The organism is Pedobacter superstes (genome assembly GCF_037622515.1).
Taxonomy (GTDB): Bacteria; Bacteroidota; Bacteroidia; order Sphingobacteriales; family Sphingobacteriaceae; genus Paradesertivirga; species Paradesertivirga superstes.
On sequence record NZ_JBBJCN010000001.1, the window covers coordinates 916,467 to 933,008 of the forward strand.

A 16,542-nucleotide genomic window follows, 5' to 3' on the forward strand; every position below is an offset into this window, starting at 1 on the left:
GTGAAGGAATGAATATTATTCCGGTTATTGTATTTCCATTCTATCCTTCGATCCTTCCATCCTTCTATCCTTTCCGAATTTCCGCTCCGAGTTCTTTTTCGAAAATACCAATTAATTTATTCATTACCGAATCAATCTGCTTATCAGTAAGAGTTTTTTCTTCATCCTGCAACAGGAAACTTAAAGCGTACGATTTTTTATTCTCCGGCAGTTTCTCCCCTTCATAAACATCGAACACATTTATTTCCTTCAATAAGCTTCTTTCCGATTTTAAAGCCAGAGTCTGGAGCTGATTAAAGGTAATATCCTTGCTGATCAGTAAAGATAAATCTCTTCTAACAGACGGAGTTTTCGGAACATCCCTGAAAGTGATTTTGTTTTTCCTGATCGCCTTTAAAACCAGATCACAGTTAAAATCAGCAAAGAAAACTTCTTTATCAATATCTAATTTCTTCAGAGCTGCATTTGAAACCTTCCCGAAAGAAACCAGAGTTTGCTCACCTTTTTTATATTGATGGGCCTGTTGAAAATTGATATTATCAAAACTGTCTTCTGTTAATCCCGAAACATTCAATCTTTTTACTACAGCATCAACCGCTCCTTTTAAATTAAAAAAGGAAGTTTGAGAATTATTGTGGTTCCATTGTTGACTAAAATTTCTACCCGTCATAAAAATCCCCAGTCTGAAATTTTCACTGTATCCTGTTTCAGAAGTAGAATACACTTTCCCAAATTCGTATAGTTTTAAATCAGGGTTTTTGCGGTTCTGATTATACGCTATTGCTTCCAAACCTGAGTATAGAAGAGTTTGACGCATCGTATCCAAATCGCTGCTGAGTGGATTTAACATTCGCACTGCGGTTTCCGGATCCTGATCATAGGCCGATTTGGTTAAGGAGTTTGAAAGTATTTCGGAGAACCCGTTGGCAGACAACAAATCGGCAATCTGGTTTTGTACCACCTCTTTATCCGGTTTAACCGAATTCGTTAATGAAGCTCTGACTTGTAACGGAATAGCAATATTGTTGTACCCGTAAATGCGAAGAATTTCTTCGATAATATCTACTTCGCGTGTTACATCTACTTTAAAACTGGGGACTTTCAGATTCAAACCTTCAGCGGTCTCTTCTACAATTGAAATACCTAATGCTTCAATAATACTCTTTATTGTTTCTTCCTCAATTACTTCACCAATTAAGCGATTAATGTTTTTATAAGATACTGAAACACTAAAGGGAGCTTGGGGTGAAGGATAAAAATCACTTATCTCTGATGAAATCTCGGCACCAGCAATTTCCTTAATCAGCAATGCAGCCCTTTTAACTGCAAAAACTGTCATTTCCGGATCGGTTCCGCGTTCAAAACGAAAGGAAGCATCTGTTTTTAAACCATGTCGTTTCGATGTTTTTCGTACGGCTACAGAATTAAAATATGCGCTTTCGAGAAAGATTTTTGTAGTCGAAGATTTTACCCCCGAATTAATTCCTCCAAAAACACCTGCAATACACATAGGAGCTTCGCTGTTACAAATCATCAGATCCTCGGCTGATAATTTACGTTCCAGTTCATCTAAAGTTGTAAAGGGAGTACCTTCAGAACAATTCTTCACCAGAACCTGCCCTCCTTTGATTTCATCGGCATCAAAAGCATGTAAAGGCTGGCCAAGTTCGTGCAAAACATAATTGGTTACGTCAACTACGTTATTTACCGGGCGAACGCCAATTATCTTTAACTTATCCTTAAGCCAATCTGGAGAATCTTTAACTTCCACACCTGTTAAGGTAACTGAAGTATATCTGGGGCAGGCCGCACTATTCTCAACTTTCACAGGAATAGATAGACTATCATTATCCGATTTAAAGGCGGAAACATCGGGCATCGCGATGGTTGTCCTGAGATAAGCCGCCAAATCTCTTGCAACCCCCAAATGTGAAGCGGCGTCGGCCCGGTTTGGTGTTAATCCAATCTCAAAAAGATAATCGTCGCCAACATTGAAATATTTTTTTGCTAAGGTTCCAACTGTTGCATTCTCATCTAAAACCATAATTCCATTATGAGATGAGCCCAAACCTATTTCATCTTCTCCACAAATCATTCCTTCAGAAACCTCACCTCTGATTTTAGACTTATTGATTTTAAAGGCCTCGCCATTTAATGGATAAACAGTAGTTCCAACTGTTGCAACCACAACTTTTTGACCTGCAGCAACATTTGGGGCACCACAAACCACCTGTATGTCTTCTCCATCACCTACATCGACCCTGGTAATTCTCAAACGATCGGCGTTAGGATGCTGAGCACATTCTTTTACATAACCTATCACCAAACCTTCCAGTCCTCCGGGGATAGTTTGGACTTTATCTACACTCTCTACTTCCAGACCAATTGCTGTTAAGATCTGAGATATCTCTTCAGGCGATTGATCAGTATTTATAAACTGCTTTAACCAGTTGTATGAAATCTTCATTTGAATTTTAAATGATAAAGGGCAAAGATAGAAAAAAGGTGAAAGGTGAAAGGTAAAAGGTGAAAGCTTTAAAGGTATAATCCCGGAGGCTTACGAATCGCCCGGATTATTGATTTTATTATAATATCCCCTCATCTGCAAAGCTGAAATATGATGAATTGGTAAATATCACATGATCAAGGACGCCAATATCTAAAAACTGACCAGCATCTCTAAGTTTCCTGGTAAGGTTTAAATCTGCCTGACTAGGCTTTAGGTTTCCGGATGGATGATTATGACATAAAATTATCGAAGCCGCGTGGTTTTCTAAAGCAGCCTGAAAGATAATTTTAGGATCAGCTATCGTTCCAGCCTGGCCTCCCTTTGAAATTAAGTGTTGAGAAAGTACATTATTGGCTCTGTTCAAAAGCACAATCCAAAATTCCTCGTGATTTAAATCCGAAAAATAACGACTCATTAAATTACAGATATCTTTGCTGCAGCTTATCTGATTAACTTTTGACACTTCGCCTTCTCTACGCCGCCGCCCCAACTCCAAAGCTGAAATTATAGAAATGGCTTTGGCCTCACCTATACCTTTAAATTTTGATAGTTCATTTACTGACAAGCGCCCCAGCTTATCTAAGTCGCTGTCAAGAGAGTGAAGAATACGCTTGCTTAGCTCAACTGCAGTTTCCTGGCGATTACCGGAACCAATTAAAATAGCTATCAATTCGGCATCGGTTAAACTTCTCCTGCCTAAACTTAATAGCTTCTCACGAGGCCGGTCTTCTTCAGACCATGATTTGATTGTAATTTTGTCTTTGTAGGTTTCCATATCTAAAACTATAAAAACCCTAAAACAAAACAAAAAAAGGGGGCACTTTACAGCACCCCCTTTCTACTATTGAGAAATATTTTATTTTAAAGCGTTTACAAATTTAGTCAGTTTTGACTTATTGTTAGCTGCCTTATTTTTATGGATAACATTTTTCTTTGAAAGACGATCAAGCATTGATATAACTTTAGACAAAAGTGGAGTTGCCTCTTCTCTTGATGTTGTACCACGTAATTTTTTTATAGCAGTACGAGTAGTTTTCGCCTGGTAACGATTACGTAAACGTTTAGCTGCATTCGCTCTGATTCTCTTTAACGCTGATTTATGATTTGCCATTTGTAAGCTTTTTGTCCGTCTTATTTTAGGAATGCAAATATAAGGTGAACTATTTAAAAATCAAACACTATTGCTAAAAATATTTCATTATATAAAATATTCATAATCACCTATCTTTCACTTTCCTAAGAAACCTATGTTAAAAAGATTACTATACTCTCTCTGCATTCTTACAAGTGTGTTTTTTTTAAGTTCCTGGGGATTCTATGCTCATAAAAAAATCAACAGACTTGCCGTATTCACACTGCCATCAGCGATGGTGAAATTCTACAAAAGCAATATTTATTATTTAACTGAACATGCTGTTGATCCTGACAAACGCAGATATTCGGATACTGCTGAGGCTGCCCGGCATTATCTTGATGCTGATCATTATGGCTCTGCTCCTTTTGATAGCATCCCTGAATTGTGGAAAGAAGCGGCAGATAAATTCTCGGAAGATACCTTAAAAGCTTACGGTATTATTCCATGGCAAATTCAGCGGACTTACTATTCTTTAGTAAAAGCTTTTGAAAACAGGGACTCCTCGAAAATATTAAAGTATTCTGCTGACCTGGGGCATTATATTTCTGACGCACATGTTCCTCTCCATACTACAGAAAACTATAACGGACAACTTACCAACCAGGTTGGGATTCATGGCTTCTGGGAAAGCCGCTTACCAGAACTTTACTCTAAACAATATGACTTTTTTGTTGGAAAGGCCCGGTATATAGAAAATCCACTAAAAGAATCATGGAAGATTTTGAGACACACCTATTCATACAAAGATTCGGTTCTTAAAATAGAAGCACGCCTTTCCAGGAAATTCCCAAGCGATAGAAAATACAGCTTCTCTGAGAGAAACGGAATGATAATAAAGGAATATTCAGAAGAATATTCAGAAGCCTACCACCTGGCCTTAAACGGGATGGTTGAGCGACAAATGAGATCTTCCATCCTTACAGTTGGAAGCTTTTGGTATTCCGCATGGGTTGATGCCGGTCAGCCCCCGTTAAAATTATGGAAGAAAGCCGAAATGACATCTTTAGAAAAAACCGCTTCAGAGAACGAAGAATTATTTTTTAAAAAAGGCCAAATATTGGGTCGGTCAGATGATTAAGCAAGTTTTTCTTTCTTAAACTTCTCTCTGAGTATCTCAAAAACAGGAGGCAATATGGATAGGATTATAATCCCTATAATCACATAAGTGAAATTCTGCTTAATAACAGGCAGTCCGCCAAAAAAATAACCAATAAACAAAAAGCTTGTGACCCATAAAAATCCACCAACCACATTATAAGATGCGAATCTGGAATAACTCATGGTACCAATACCTGCCACAAAAGGCGCAAAAGTTCTTATTATAGGAATAAAACGCGCATAAATAATGGTTTTGCCACCATGTTTTATGTAAAAGCTTTGAGTTTTATCCAGGTATTCCTTTTTGAGGAATTTATACTTTCCGCTAAAAGCCCTGGGACCAATATAATCACCAATCATGTAATTCACCATATCGCCAATAATAGCAGCCAGAAAAAGCAAGCCCCACATGAACCATATATTTAAATCACTTTCAGGCTTCGCAATAATTGCACCTGCTGCAAAGAGCAAAGAATCACCGGGTAAAAAAGGGGTAACAACCAAACCTGTCTCTGCGAAAATTATTAAAAATAAAATAAGGTAGGTCCAGGTTTGATATTCACTAACAATATCAACTAAATGCTGATCTATATGAAGTATGAAATCGATGAGATTGTGTATAATTTCCAAATTGTTTATTTTGAAGGCAAAAATAGAAATTACTTTTAATATCCTTTGTAAACAAAAAAAGTCTGGTCAAATTGACCAGACTCATTCATTTTTTTGGAGACTTCTCTATTCTATGCGTAGCTATTTAACATTACCGGCATAACAAGCATCAACACATCTTCTTTATCATCGTTGGTTTGAGGAAAAAGCAAACCAGCCCTGTTCGGAGTACTCATTTCTATAGTAACTTCCTCACCGCTTAGATTGTTAAGCATCTCGATTAAAAATTTGGCATTAAAACCAATTTCCATATCATCGCCTTCGTACTGGCAACTTAAACGCTCGTGTGCTTCATTTGAAAAATCAATATCCTCAGAAGAAATATTCAATTCGCTTCCTGTAATTTTCAATCTTACCTGATGGGTTGTTTTATTAGCGAAAATCACAACACGGCGTAATGAATTCAGGAACAAGGAACGATCAAGAGTAAGCTTATTGGTATTGTTTTGCGGGATCACTGCTTCGTAATCCGGATAGCGCTCATCAATTAAGCGGCAAATAAGATTAATATTTCCGAATCGGAAAAACGCACTTGTAGAATTATATTCAACCGACACGTTGACATCATCTGAAGGCAATGATGATTTTAATAAAGTTAAGGCCTTTTTTGGAAGGATGAATGAGGCAGATGAATCCGCTTTTGCATCCATACGGCGATAGCGAACCAGTTTATGAGCATCGGTAGAGACAAATGTCAGATGCTGGGGCGTTAACTGGCAATAAACACCTGTCATAGCAGGACGTAACTCATCATTACTTACCGCAAAAATGGTTTTGTTAATAGCTTCTGCTAAAACTGAAGCCGGCAGATTTACCGATGATGCATTTTCTACTACCGGAATTTTTGGAAAATCTTCACCATTCTCTCCGCTCAATTTATATTTACCATCGCCTGCACTTATTTCAATTGCAAAAGTATTATCATCGATGGTAAAGGCAATTGGCTGATCGGGCAGGGTTTTCAGCGTTTCCATTAAAATTTTGGATGGAATTGCAATTTTTCCTTCTTCTTTTGATTCAACTGGCAAAGAGGTCGTCATACTGGTCTGCAGATCAGTAGCCGATATGGTTAACACATTCTCCTTTATTTCGAATAAAAAATTCTCCAGAATAGGCAACACAGTACTGCTGCTTGACGCCCCGTTTACCGCCTGCAATTGCTTTAACAATGTTGACGTCGAAACAATAAATCTCATATCTTATATTATCTTAAAACTATGTAGCAAACAAATCTAAAGTTCCTGAAAAAAGAAACCATTACCCATCAAAAATAGAAAAACGCAGGACATACAGGAAAAGAAAATCCTAACATTCTTCAGCGAATGTTAATAAGAATTATTATCAGTCAATTAGAAGACTAAACTACTCTACCAAACCTTTTTTTTCGATATAAATGATAAAAAACGGCAAATATTCCAATCAACAAAAAAGGCAACACGATATTAATTAATTGCCAGTGTAACCTTTCTGCCCGAATTCTTGCCTTATCAAGTAACCTGATTTTAATTTCTTTATTTCTTAATTCGATAATTCCCGAATCATCGGTTAGATAGTCGGCAATATTTAACAAAAAGTTTTTGTTTCCAAACTGCTGTTCGGTGTACCGATCAAAGCCCAATGGAAATGGGGAACCATCTTTACTACTTATCTGATTTTTCAAAATATCTCCATCCGACACAACAATCATTTTAGCAGGAACACTTTTGGCAGGAATAGTCACTTGCTCATTTATCCCCTCAGGAATAGGACGATTAGCAAATACCGAAGGAAACACCCCTTCAAGCAAAACGCCAACCGGCTTTGGTGCACTTTTAAAAGATTCAGGATCGGGCTCCTGTTCAACCATTTGCAATGAAATTATTGAGGGTATTCGCAAAAGTCTGTTAAAAGGTGAGGAACTTAAAATAACCTCTTTTCTAACTTCCGGTATTGCAATAGTATCTATAGTATTTGCAAACTCGCTTTTGATGCCATCTAAATTCTTCACCAATGGATGCTTAACCGTTGGGATAAAAACCGGGTAAAACAACCATGGAACCAGCTGTAGTTGCGCTTGCCCTCCGACATTTCCAACACTAAGAGGTATTTGAGAGCAGTTCATGTCAGCAATAAGATCGTAGTTTATCCTGACGCCATATTTGAAAAGCATATCATCCAGATTGAGTTTTTTTGCAAATGCAAGCTGAGAACCTGCATTTTTCAAACTGTCCAATTCTGCATTTACATTGTCAACCGCCCAAAAAACACTCCCCCCGCGCATAAGGAAATAGTCTATTTTATACTTCTCTGCTTCTGTAAATCCCCTATCTGGTTTTGGAATAATAAGCAGCTTCAGTTTATCCAGTCCCTCAAAAGTAATAGCACTCAAGTCGACACGGCCCGCTTCATAACCATACTGCAATGAATTCATAGCGTCGGCCAATTGCAAGTCTGTTAATTCACCATGGCCTTCGGTAAAACCAATTCGAGGTTTTCCGCCGCTTAAAATCTTTTTAATCGCACTGGTAAATGCATATTCTAAATTCTGAATGGAGTTATTCAATACCTCTTCAGGAGAAGTATTTTGTTTGTTTTGAAACAGATTCACTGCGATTTGTTTCCCCTCATAAGTGATTAATGCAGATGGAAATATGATCTTCTGAGTGCGTCCGCTTTCGGTATCAACGGTCAGATTGGTTGGCTCAAGTCCTTTTTCAACTAAATCCTGATAAACTTGCTGTTGAGTTTCCTGGTCGCCAGAAGATGGATTAATAAAATCATACCTGATCCGGTTATCTGAATATGCCTTATAATCAGTTAATAAATCGCTGGTAGAATTTCTCAATCTTTTAAATCCTGCCGGAAAATCTCCTTCAAGATAAACTGTAACTTGTAAAGGCTCTTTTATTTGGGATAAAATCACTTTGGTGTTTTCAGAAAGAGTATATCTTTTTTCCGTTGTAAAATCAAAACGTTCAAAAAAGAATGAAGAAACTATATTTAACAGCAACAGACCTGCAATACATACTCCCAGGTAGGTTAAATCTTTTTTTCTGCGACTTACCATTTTCTTCCCCCAACTACTGTTTTTGTAAATACAAGAAACACTGCAATAAAACTCAGAAAATATACCAGATCACGGGTATCCAGCACTCCCCTGCTTATCGACTGATAATGTTCATTAATCCCAAAAGAAGAAACCAGAGTATCAACCGAGCGAAAAGACAATAATTTACTAAGGGAATCAAACCCGCTGAAAGTGAAAAAGCAAAGAAAAACACCAATTGCAAATGCTATAATCTGATTTTTCGTTATTGAAGATGCAAAAACACCTAATGCAACAAATACTCCGCCTAATAAAAACAACCCTAAATAGGAGCCGATTACTGCGCCCGTATCAACATTGCCTCGTGTAACGCCCAATTCATAAACAGTATAATAATAAACAAGAGTAGGTAACAAAGCGAACAGAACAATTACCAAACAGGCAAAGTATTTCCCAAAGACTATTTGCCAGTCGGTTAAGGGGCGGGTCGCCAGCAATTCAAAAGTCCCCTCCTTTTGTTCTTCAGACAAGGCCCTCATGGTAAGAGCAGGGATCATAAACATAAAAATATAAGGGGCAGTATTAAAGAGACTGTCAAGCCCGGCATAACCGTATTCGAGAATACTGGATTCGGGGAAGACCCATAAAAAAAGGCCCATTACCAACAGGAATATGCCGATGGTAATATAGGCAACCGATGAATTAAGATATCCTTTAATTTCTTTTCTGAATAATGTAAGCATAGAAAGAATCTGGCTGCCGAAATTACTTACAATATCCACTAAAACAAAAAAGGCCTCTGAGTTTTCTCAAAGGCCTGATTAAATTTTTAATTCTCTTAGAATTTTAAAGCAATATGGAAACCGATCTGGTCAATTGAACCGCCATTTTGTGACCAGCTTTCGTAACGAAGGCCAGCATCGATATCATTTCTTGCAGATACAGGATAGGAAATCCCAATTCCCGGAGCCCAGGCAAAAGCAGTTTCAGAACCTTTTTTTGTACCAATAGCGGCTCCTAATTCACCAGCGCCATAAAAATTCTTTCCAAAAAAATACTTAAGACCCGCCTTTAATGGCACAAAACCCTGAGGGTCTGAATCAATTCCCAATGCATCAAATGCGTCTTTAACATCTTTTTCCAAAGAAAGGCTGGTGTAGCCGGCAGAAACTGTAGCAAATGCTTTAGCAGCGACCGGGATTTCAGCTTTAGCCGTTCCTCCTATTCCAAAACTAAAAACGTCGCCTGCATCACCTACGGGTAATCCAGCTTCAAGGCCAATACTAAACCTGGTTCTGCTTTCTTGTGCTGAAGCGGTGAATGCAGCTGCTGCAAATACGGCTAATAATAAGATTTTTTTCATGTGATGGTATGTTGGTTTATGTAAACTAAGATAAGCGAAGTATTACAATAAAAGCAACAAAAAAATAATTTATTAATTATCAGGATAAACAGCAGGCGAGGTCAGGTTTAAAAATATCTTTTCGAGAGAAGTATTTTCATATTCCAACTTTAAATCCATCAACGAGGAGTCGGCTACAATATGACCCTTATTTATAATAACAAGCTGGTCACAGACAGCTTCTACCTCCTGCATTATATGAGTAGATAAAATAAGGGTTTTAGATTGTCCGAGAGTTTTTAGCAGCTGCCTGATTTCCACTAATTGATTCGGATCAAGCCCTGATGTAGGCTCATCCAGAATTAACACCCGGGGATCGTGAATGATGGCCTGAGCAATTCCAACCCGCTGACGGTATCCTTTAGATAAGGCACCAAGTTTTTTATGTTGTTCGGGGCCAAGGCCTGTAAGTTCGATTACTTCATTTATTCGGCTTCTCTTATTGTCAATCTTATGAAGGTCAGCAATAAATTCCAGCGATTCTTTGACATACAAATCGAGGTAAAGAGGATTATGCTCCGGCAGATAACCCAAATTCTTCCGCACCTCAAGAGATTGGCTGGAAACATCAAAACCTGCCACAACCGCCTTTCCCGATGTTTGAGGTATAAAGCCAGCCAGAATTTTCATAGTGGTTGACTTTCCGGCTCCATTTGGACCAAGAAAGCCAAGAATTTTACCCGGTTCGGCAGAAAAACTAATAGTATCGATTGCTTTTTGCTGTCCGTATATTTTTGTAAGTCCTTCTACTCGTATCAAAATGAAAAAATTAAAAAGTTAAAACGCTAAAATTAAAAATACCTGCTAAAAGATTCGAAGCACAAAAGTTAAAATTAAAAATATAAACCTTCGCATACGTTTATTATAATTAAATCACAATTCATAAATCGTAATTCGTAAATCAGATTATATTTGCAGCATCATGAGTAAAAATAGCGACGAACTGTTTAAAAACGTTATATCCCACGCAAAAGAGTATGGATTTGTATTCCAGTCGAGCGAAATCTATGATGGCTTAAGCGCTGTATACGATTACGGCCAGAATGGAGCAGAGCTTAAAAATAATATTAAAGCCTATTGGTGGAAATCAATGGTACAGATGCACGAAAACATTGTAGGTATTGATGCCGCTATTTTCATGCATCCCACAGTATGGAAAGCTTCGGGCCATGTTGATGGTTTCAGCGACCCGATGATTGATAACAAAGATTCAAAGAAGCGTTATCGTGCAGATCAGTTGCTTGAAGATAAAATAGCCCGTTATGAAAAAGACGGCAAAACAGAAAAAGCAGAAAAACTTCAAAACGCGATGGATGAGGCTTTAAAAGCCGAAAATTTATCCGCTTTGCGTGATTTAATTATAGATCATGAAATTGCCTGTCCTGTATCAGGCACCAAAAACTGGACCGATGTGCGCCAGTTCAACCTGATGTTTTCGACACAGATGGGCGCCGTAGCAGATGATGCCGATTTGGTTTATCTGCGTCCGGAAACTGCTCAGGGAATATTTGTCAACTACCTGAACGTTCAAAAAACAGGCCGTATGAAGATCCCTTTCGGGATAGCGCAAATAGGTAAAGCTTTCAGAAATGAAGTAATTGCCCGCCAGTTTATCATGCGGATGCGTGAATTTGAGCAAATGGAAATGCAATTTTTTGTACGTCCCGGCACAGAAATGGAATGGTATGCGTATTGGAAAGAGGCTCGCTTAAAATGGCACAAAGGTTTAGGTACAGATTCTGCAAAATATCGTTTCCACGATCATGCAAAACTTGCTCACTACGCTAATGCCGCTGTAGATATCGAATTTGAGTTCCCTTTCGGCTTTAAGGAAGTTGAAGGTATTCATAGCCGTACCGATTTCGACTTAAGTCAGCATCAGAAATTTTCAGGAAAGAAACTTCAATATTTTGACAACGATTTAAATGAAGATGGTAAACCTGTCGGAAACTACATTCCATATGTTATAGAAACCTCTATCGGGCTCGACAGGATGTTTCTTTTGACCATGATTAATGCTTACGAAGAACAGGATTTAAGTGAAGGTGATAAAAAAGACAGCAGGGTTGTTTTGAGACTTCACCCTTGCCTGGCTCCTGTAAAAGCAGCGATCTTCCCTCTTACTAAAAAAGATGGACTGCCTGAAAAAGCGAAAGAAATTATGGACAGTTTAAAGCTGGATCACAATGTTATTTATGAAGAAAAAGATGCTATAGGTAAGAGATACCGCCGCCAGGATGCTATTGGCACTCCATTCTGTATTACAATCGATCATCAAACGCTTGAAGATAATACTGTAACTATTCGGCACCGCGATACTATGGCCCAGGAAAGGGTAGCTATCGCGGACCTTGATAGAATAATTGCAGGCCTTGTAAGCTGGAAAAATTTACTTCAGTAGATCGGCATCAAATCAATGTTGTTTTGTTATTTTGAAAAACGTTAATCATTCAGAATAACAAAACAACATTTCCTCCGTTTTTACTTCGATTAATATCAGCCAAATATTCAGGGCAAAAAGGAATGACATTCATCTGATACTAATACTTTGAAAATCAGGACAATTAGTTTATCTTTGTATTACAAAACCTAAAACCTCTATATATCGACAATACTCTACTCTAACAAACAAATCACTGAGGAAATTAATATGAAGAAAAGGATTTTTCGCGGGGCAGCTTTCGTTCTATTAACATTAAGTGTGCCTGCACTTGGCTGGGGTTTAAAAGAAAAAGAAGTAATTTCAAACACATCTGTTCCACAAGAACAAACAAACGGACTTTCTACCGTAGTTTCTGAAACTGTATCTGCAGAAACTTTATTTAATGACCACATTACAAAGATTTATGATTCAGCAGGTTTAAAAAACGCCTCACTGGATTTTGAAGTGTATAAAAAAGCAATTACCGGTTATTATAATTTGAAAAGCAACTCTAAATTATCAGCGCAAAAGCAAATTCTTTCTATAGTTGATTTTAGCAAACCAAGTACTCAAAAACGCTTGTGGATAGTTGATTTAGCAAGTAATAAATTATTATTCCATACGCTTGTAGCACATGGAAGAGGAAGCGGTGGCTTAATGGCCAGCCAGTTTTCTAATACTGAAGAGTCTTATCAAAGCAGTTTAGGGTTCTATGTAACCGACGATACTTACTTTGGCAAACACGGATTGTCACTACGTTTAAAAGGATTAGATAAAGGATTAAATACCAATGCTCTTGCGCGTGCAATTGTGGTTCATGGAGCAGATTACGTAAGTCAGCGTTTTGTTGATCAAAACGGTTATTTAGGAAGAAGTCATGGATGTCCGGCACTTCCGGTTGAACTTACCAATGATATCATTAAAACAATAAAAGGAAATACAGCCCTATTTATCTACAGTGCCCCTGTTAAATCTGATTTTATAAACACTGAATTAGCTGTTAACAGCTTCATGTCAGCAAATCAGGCATTAGCAACATTGTAAGAAAGAAATAATTCCATAAAAAAAGGTGGTCAATTTGGCCACCTTTTTTTATGGAATAAATCTCTGAAGGTCTGCGCTTTATTTTGCCCTTTGGTATTGCAGGGGCCAGTTTACATCAACTCCTAGTTGTCTGGCAGCATGTAAAGGAAAGTAAGGATCTCTCAACATTTCTCTGGCAAGGAAAACCATATCGGCTTTACCGGATGAAATAATTTCTTGGGCTTGCAAAGCATTCGTAATAATTCCAACAGCAGAGGTAAGTATTTTGGACTCCCTTTTTATAACCTCAGCGAATGGCACCTGATAGCCTGGCCCTACAGGAACTTTAGCGTTTGCAACATTCCCACCACTAGAACAGTCAATTAAATCCACTCCGGCAAGAGATAAGATGGAAGCAAGCCGAATTGAATCATCTATATTCCACCCTCCCTGCGTCCAATCGGTAGCAGAAATTCTGGCAAAAAGAGGATAATCAGAAGGCCAAACCTCTCTGATTGCGGTAACAATATCCTGCAAAAACCTGATACGATTATCAAAAGAACAACCATACCCATCTTTTCGGAGATTAGATAACGGCGATAAAAACTCATGTATCAGATAGCCATGAGCGGCATGAATTTCGAGAACCTTAAATCCAGCAAGTTTTGCACGAAAGGCTGCTGCACGAAAATCTGCAATAGCTTTTTGTATGTCTTCTAAAGACATTTCTGATGGAACGCTATATTTATCGGAGTAAGCTAGCGCAGAAGGCGCCAGGGAATGCCAGCCTCCGTCTTCTATTGAAAGTCCTGCGCCTCCTTTCCATGGTTCTATAGCACTTGCTTTACGTCCTGCATGAGCAAGCTGTATCCCTGCAATACTGCCCTGAGCATGAATAAAATTCGCGATCCGATTTAAACCGCCAATGTGTTCATCATTCCAGAGGCCCATATCGGCATGGGTGATTCTGCCTTCCGGTGATACCGCTGTCGCTTCGACCATTACAAGTGCTGCCCCACCTACGGCCCGGCTCCCTAAATGAACTAAATGCCAATCGTTCGAAAAGCCATCAATACTAGAATATTGACACATAGGGGACACTCCTATTCTGTTCTTAAACTCTATTTTTTGAATCTTTAAAGAATTAAAAAGTGAGATCATAGTATTTAATTATTTAGACAAAAATGAACCCATGGTGTTGTGTGAGGGTTGAGCTTTTGCCATTTTCTAATTTAGTCAAAATTCACTGGTATGAAAGTTGACATTCTGGAGAGATAAAAGGTTTGCAGTTTCTGAAGCGATTTTTTTATCAGGCTGTCAAAATTAAATTTCACGAATGCTGGCAATTTATATGAACTGACTTAATATTTCAAAGCCTTGGGTGTAAGAGTATAGCCCAGATTTTTCAATAAAGTAATCAAGCCGTCATTTCCAACAAGATGACCTGCGCCCACAGCAAAAAACACCGGCCCCTTTGTCATCAGCGCGGGTATTTCTGCAATCCAGCGCTTATTACGCTTTGCGAGTAATGCATTCATTTCTTCGGGGGTATAATCGTCATTTTTAAGAAATGCCGACTCTATTGCTTTAAGATCCTGACGTTTATAGCTTTCAAACAAAGCCTTGCTTTCCTCAATCATCCTATCGCTTTCGCGTACGGTCTTAAGCAGCAATTCTTTTTGTCGCCGGATGGAGTCATCAAATATAACAGCTCCCTGTTCCTCCAGCGTTTCCAATCCTAAAACCGGAATACTCAATTTCTTAGCTTCTGTTTGAAAAAACATATCGAGCGCGGGGTTTTGCGGACTTATATCTTTAGGAATAAGGAAGGCAATCAATGTAATTTGAACTGCAGAAGGCTTCAAACCGTTTAGCACGTTCAGGTTCATGCCTGTTTTAAGTCTTAAAAAAGAATCGGTTTCTGCATATTCCTTTGTGCTTAGAATATTCTCAAGACTGCCTTTTTTAAGAACCATGAGAGGTATAAGCTTTTTAGCCATGCTCATTTCATCCTCCATTATCAGCTCACCCACAACGGTTTTAACTTTCCTGAGCTGATCGATTACAACTGGCAGAGTATCTAAAAAGCTTTTCCCTACAAGATGATACGTTCCAAATAAATACGAGGGTGCTTTCATACCCTTCCCACTTATCTCCCAAAGCAGCCCTGGATTCGTGTTGGGCTTTAACTGGTGTTGTGCCAATACACCATGACTTAAAAATAGAAGTATTGAGCACAGAGTACGGTATTTTAACGATCTTTTCATAGGCAGAATGCTTAAGTTAAGTAGAAAACCTTAACCAGCCTTTACCTTCATACCCGAAAACAAATTGCTTGGGGTGGATAATCTCGGCCAGTAATTCTATAGTATCCACCACTTTTTGACTTGAGCGATTAAAGTAATGATTACCATCTGCAACAAAAACTTTATTGCTTTTTACCGCAGATAATTCTTTCCAGCCAGGCAGGTCGAATAATAAATTAATTTCCTGTAATGTTCGCTCAAGCGAAAAACCACATGGAGCAATCACAATAATATCCGGATCAGCAGCCTGAATAGCTGAAAACTCAATATATCCTGAATGCTTTCCATTTTCGGCTAACAGCGAAAGCCCTCCTGCTATCTGGATTAATTCAGGCGTCCAGTTACCAGCGGCCATTAAAGGGGAAAGCCATTCAATACATACTACCGAAGGCCTTTGTTCAACAAACTTTAATTTATGATGTACAAGATCACAGCGTTCCTGTAAGTCCTCCACCAAAGCTCGTCCCGCCTCTGCTACACCAAGTTTTTCTGCGAGCAAAAGTATCTCCCCGAAAATATCAGAAAGAGCCTGGGGATTCAAGGAAATCAATTCTACCTTGTTTTCCAGCATTTCATCCAAAGTTTCCTCAACATCTTTTAATGATACGGCACAAACCTCGCATTGCGATTGAGTAATAATTACAGTTGGACCCAGTTCCTTTATTTTTTCCTTATCAATAGTATAAATAGACAGAGCATCGGTTAAAATCTCCTTTACCTGTTTATCAATTTCTAAACTTGAAGAACCGGAAATGAATTTTGCAGAAGAGCATACCGGTAATTCGACAATACTTTCAGGTGAATCACATTCGTGAGAACGGCCAACTAATTGATCTTTTAATCCCAATGCGCAAACTATTTCAGTAGCAGCAGGTAGAAGTGATATGATTTTTTTTTCGGGCATTTGTGCAAAGGTACAATACAAAATAAAAAATGCTGGGAGCCAAATGACA

At 38.4% G+C, this 16,542-nt stretch carries 15 protein-coding genes; 3 read left to right on the forward strand and 12 right to left on the reverse strand.

The window, feature by feature from the left end:
* Positions 1-64: 64 nt before the first annotated feature.
* The 3 genes from pheT to rpsT form a co-directional block, all read right to left on the reverse strand.
* Positions 65-2,467: a phenylalanine--tRNA ligase subunit beta gene (gene pheT, locus WG906_RS03985; protein ID WP_339991229.1), complete on the reverse strand. Its 2,403-nt coding sequence runs from the start codon at positions 2,465-2,467 to the stop codon at positions 65-67.
* A 118-nt stretch (positions 2,468-2,585) separates the two neighbouring features.
* The gene (gene radC, locus WG906_RS03990; protein ID WP_339991230.1) at positions 2,586-3,284 is read right to left on the reverse strand and encodes a RadC family protein; all 699 of its coding nucleotides are present in this window, start codon (positions 3,282-3,284) and stop codon (positions 2,586-2,588) included.
* Positions 3,285-3,365: 81 nt separating this feature from the next.
* A complete protein-coding gene (gene rpsT, locus WG906_RS03995; protein WP_339991231.1) occupies positions 3,366-3,620 on the reverse strand; it encodes a 30S ribosomal protein S20 in 255 nt (84 codons plus the stop codon).
* A 256-nt stretch (positions 3,621-3,876) separates the two neighbouring features.
* Between rpsT and WG906_RS04000 the strand changes: the two genes are divergently transcribed.
* Positions 3,877-4,722 (forward strand): zinc dependent phospholipase C family protein, encoded by an 846-nt coding sequence (locus tag WG906_RS04000; RefSeq protein ID WP_489737892.1) that lies wholly within the window; start codon positions 3,877-3,879, stop codon positions 4,720-4,722.
* Here the strand turns inward: WG906_RS04000 and WG906_RS04005 are convergent.
* The 6 genes from WG906_RS04005 to WG906_RS04030 all read right to left on the reverse strand — a co-directional run bounded on the left by WG906_RS04005 (position 4,719) and on the right by WG906_RS04030 (position 10,600).
* Positions 4,719-5,372: a DedA family protein gene (locus tag WG906_RS04005; RefSeq protein ID WP_339991233.1), complete on the reverse strand. Its 654-nt coding sequence runs from the start codon at positions 5,370-5,372 to the stop codon at positions 4,719-4,721. The genes WG906_RS04000 and WG906_RS04005 overlap by 4 nt on opposite strands.
* 110 nt (positions 5,373-5,482) lie before the next feature.
* On the reverse strand, positions 5,483-6,607 hold the full coding sequence (dnaN, locus tag WG906_RS04010; RefSeq protein ID WP_339991234.1) for a DNA polymerase III subunit beta: 1,125 nt from the start codon (positions 6,605-6,607) through the stop codon (positions 5,483-5,485).
* A 161-nt stretch (positions 6,608-6,768) separates the two neighbouring features.
* Complete coding sequence (gldG, locus tag WG906_RS04015; protein ID WP_339991235.1) at positions 6,769-8,457, reverse strand: gliding motility-associated ABC transporter substrate-binding protein GldG; 1,689 nt, start codon at positions 8,455-8,457, stop codon at positions 6,769-6,771.
* Positions 8,451-9,179, reverse strand: a complete 729-nt coding sequence (gene gldF, locus WG906_RS04020) for a gliding motility-associated ABC transporter permease subunit GldF (protein WP_339991515.1) — start codon at positions 9,177-9,179, stop codon at positions 8,451-8,453. The genes gldG and gldF overlap by 7 nt, the downstream gene beginning before the upstream one ends.
* Positions 9,180-9,274: 95 nt before the next feature.
* A complete protein-coding gene (locus WG906_RS04025; RefSeq protein WP_339991236.1) occupies positions 9,275-9,799 on the reverse strand; it encodes an outer membrane beta-barrel protein in 525 nt (174 codons plus the stop codon).
* Between the two features lie 72 nt (positions 9,800-9,871).
* Positions 9,872-10,600, reverse strand: a complete 729-nt coding sequence (locus WG906_RS04030) for an ATP-binding cassette domain-containing protein (RefSeq protein ID WP_339991516.1) — start codon at positions 10,598-10,600, stop codon at positions 9,872-9,874.
* Positions 10,601-10,760: 160 nt separating this feature from the next.
* On the opposite strand from WG906_RS04030, the gene WG906_RS04035 reads away from it, so the two are divergent.
* Positions 10,761-12,239 (forward strand): glycine--tRNA ligase, encoded by a 1,479-nt coding sequence (locus WG906_RS04035; protein WP_339991237.1) that lies wholly within the window; start codon positions 10,761-10,763, stop codon positions 12,237-12,239.
* A gap of 249 nt (positions 12,240-12,488) precedes the next feature.
* Positions 12,489-13,304: a murein L,D-transpeptidase catalytic domain family protein gene (locus WG906_RS04040; RefSeq protein WP_339991238.1), complete on the forward strand. Its 816-nt coding sequence runs from the start codon at positions 12,489-12,491 to the stop codon at positions 13,302-13,304.
* A gap of 78 nt (positions 13,305-13,382) precedes the next feature.
* Here WG906_RS04040 and namA read toward each other — a convergent pair whose 3' ends face one another.
* The 3 genes from namA to WG906_RS04055 form a co-directional block, all read right to left on the reverse strand.
* Positions 13,383-14,444 (reverse strand): NADPH dehydrogenase NamA, encoded by a 1,062-nt coding sequence (gene namA / locus WG906_RS04045; protein ID WP_339991239.1) that lies wholly within the window; start codon positions 14,442-14,444, stop codon positions 13,383-13,385.
* 200 nt (positions 14,445-14,644) lie between these two features.
* On the reverse strand, positions 14,645-15,550 hold the full coding sequence (locus WG906_RS04050) for a TraB/GumN family protein (RefSeq protein ID WP_339991240.1): 906 nt from the start codon (positions 15,548-15,550) through the stop codon (positions 14,645-14,647).
* 16 nt (positions 15,551-15,566) lie between these two features.
* The gene (locus WG906_RS04055) at positions 15,567-16,493 is read right to left on the reverse strand and encodes a cobalamin-binding protein (RefSeq protein ID WP_339991241.1); all 927 of its coding nucleotides are present in this window, start codon (positions 16,491-16,493) and stop codon (positions 15,567-15,569) included.
* Between the last annotated feature and the right edge of the window lie 49 nt (positions 16,494-16,542).

Coding starts and splice junctions, on each gene's coding strand:
- pheT (WP_339991229.1), bottom strand. CDS start 2,467: ATGAAGATTTCATACAACTGGTTAAAGCAGTTTATAAATACTGATCAA.
- radC (WP_339991230.1), bottom strand. CDS start 3,284: ATGGAAACCTACAAAGACAAAATTACAATCAAATCATGGTCTGAAGAA.
- rpsT (WP_339991231.1), bottom strand. CDS start 3,620: ATGGCAAATCATAAATCAGCGTTAAAGAGAATCAGAGCGAATGCAGCT.
- WG906_RS04000 (WP_489737892.1), top strand. CDS start 3,877: ATGGTGAAATTCTACAAAAGCAATATTTATTATTTAACTGAACATGCT.
- dnaN (WP_339991234.1), bottom strand. CDS start 6,607: ATGAGATTTATTGTTTCGACGTCAACATTGTTAAAGCAATTGCAGGCG.
- gldG (WP_339991235.1), bottom strand. CDS start 8,457: ATGGTAAGTCGCAGAAAAAAAGATTTAACCTACCTGGGAGTATGTATT.
- gldF (WP_339991515.1), bottom strand. CDS start 9,179: ATGCTTACATTATTCAGAAAAGAAATTAAAGGATATCTTAATTCATCG.
- WG906_RS04025 (WP_339991236.1), bottom strand. CDS start 9,799: ATGAAAAAAATCTTATTATTAGCCGTATTTGCAGCAGCTGCATTCACC.
- WG906_RS04035 (WP_339991237.1), top strand. CDS start 10,761: ATGAGTAAAAATAGCGACGAACTGTTTAAAAACGTTATATCCCACGCA.
- WG906_RS04040 (WP_339991238.1), top strand. CDS start 12,489: ATGAAGAAAAGGATTTTTCGCGGGGCAGCTTTCGTTCTATTAACATTA.
- namA (WP_339991239.1), bottom strand. CDS start 14,444: ATGATCTCACTTTTTAATTCTTTAAAGATTCAAAAAATAGAGTTTAAG.
- WG906_RS04050 (WP_339991240.1), bottom strand. CDS start 15,550: ATGAAAAGATCGTTAAAATACCGTACTCTGTGCTCAATACTTCTATTT.
- WG906_RS04055 (WP_339991241.1), bottom strand. CDS start 16,493: ATGCCCGAAAAAAAAATCATATCACTTCTACCTGCTGCTACTGAAATA.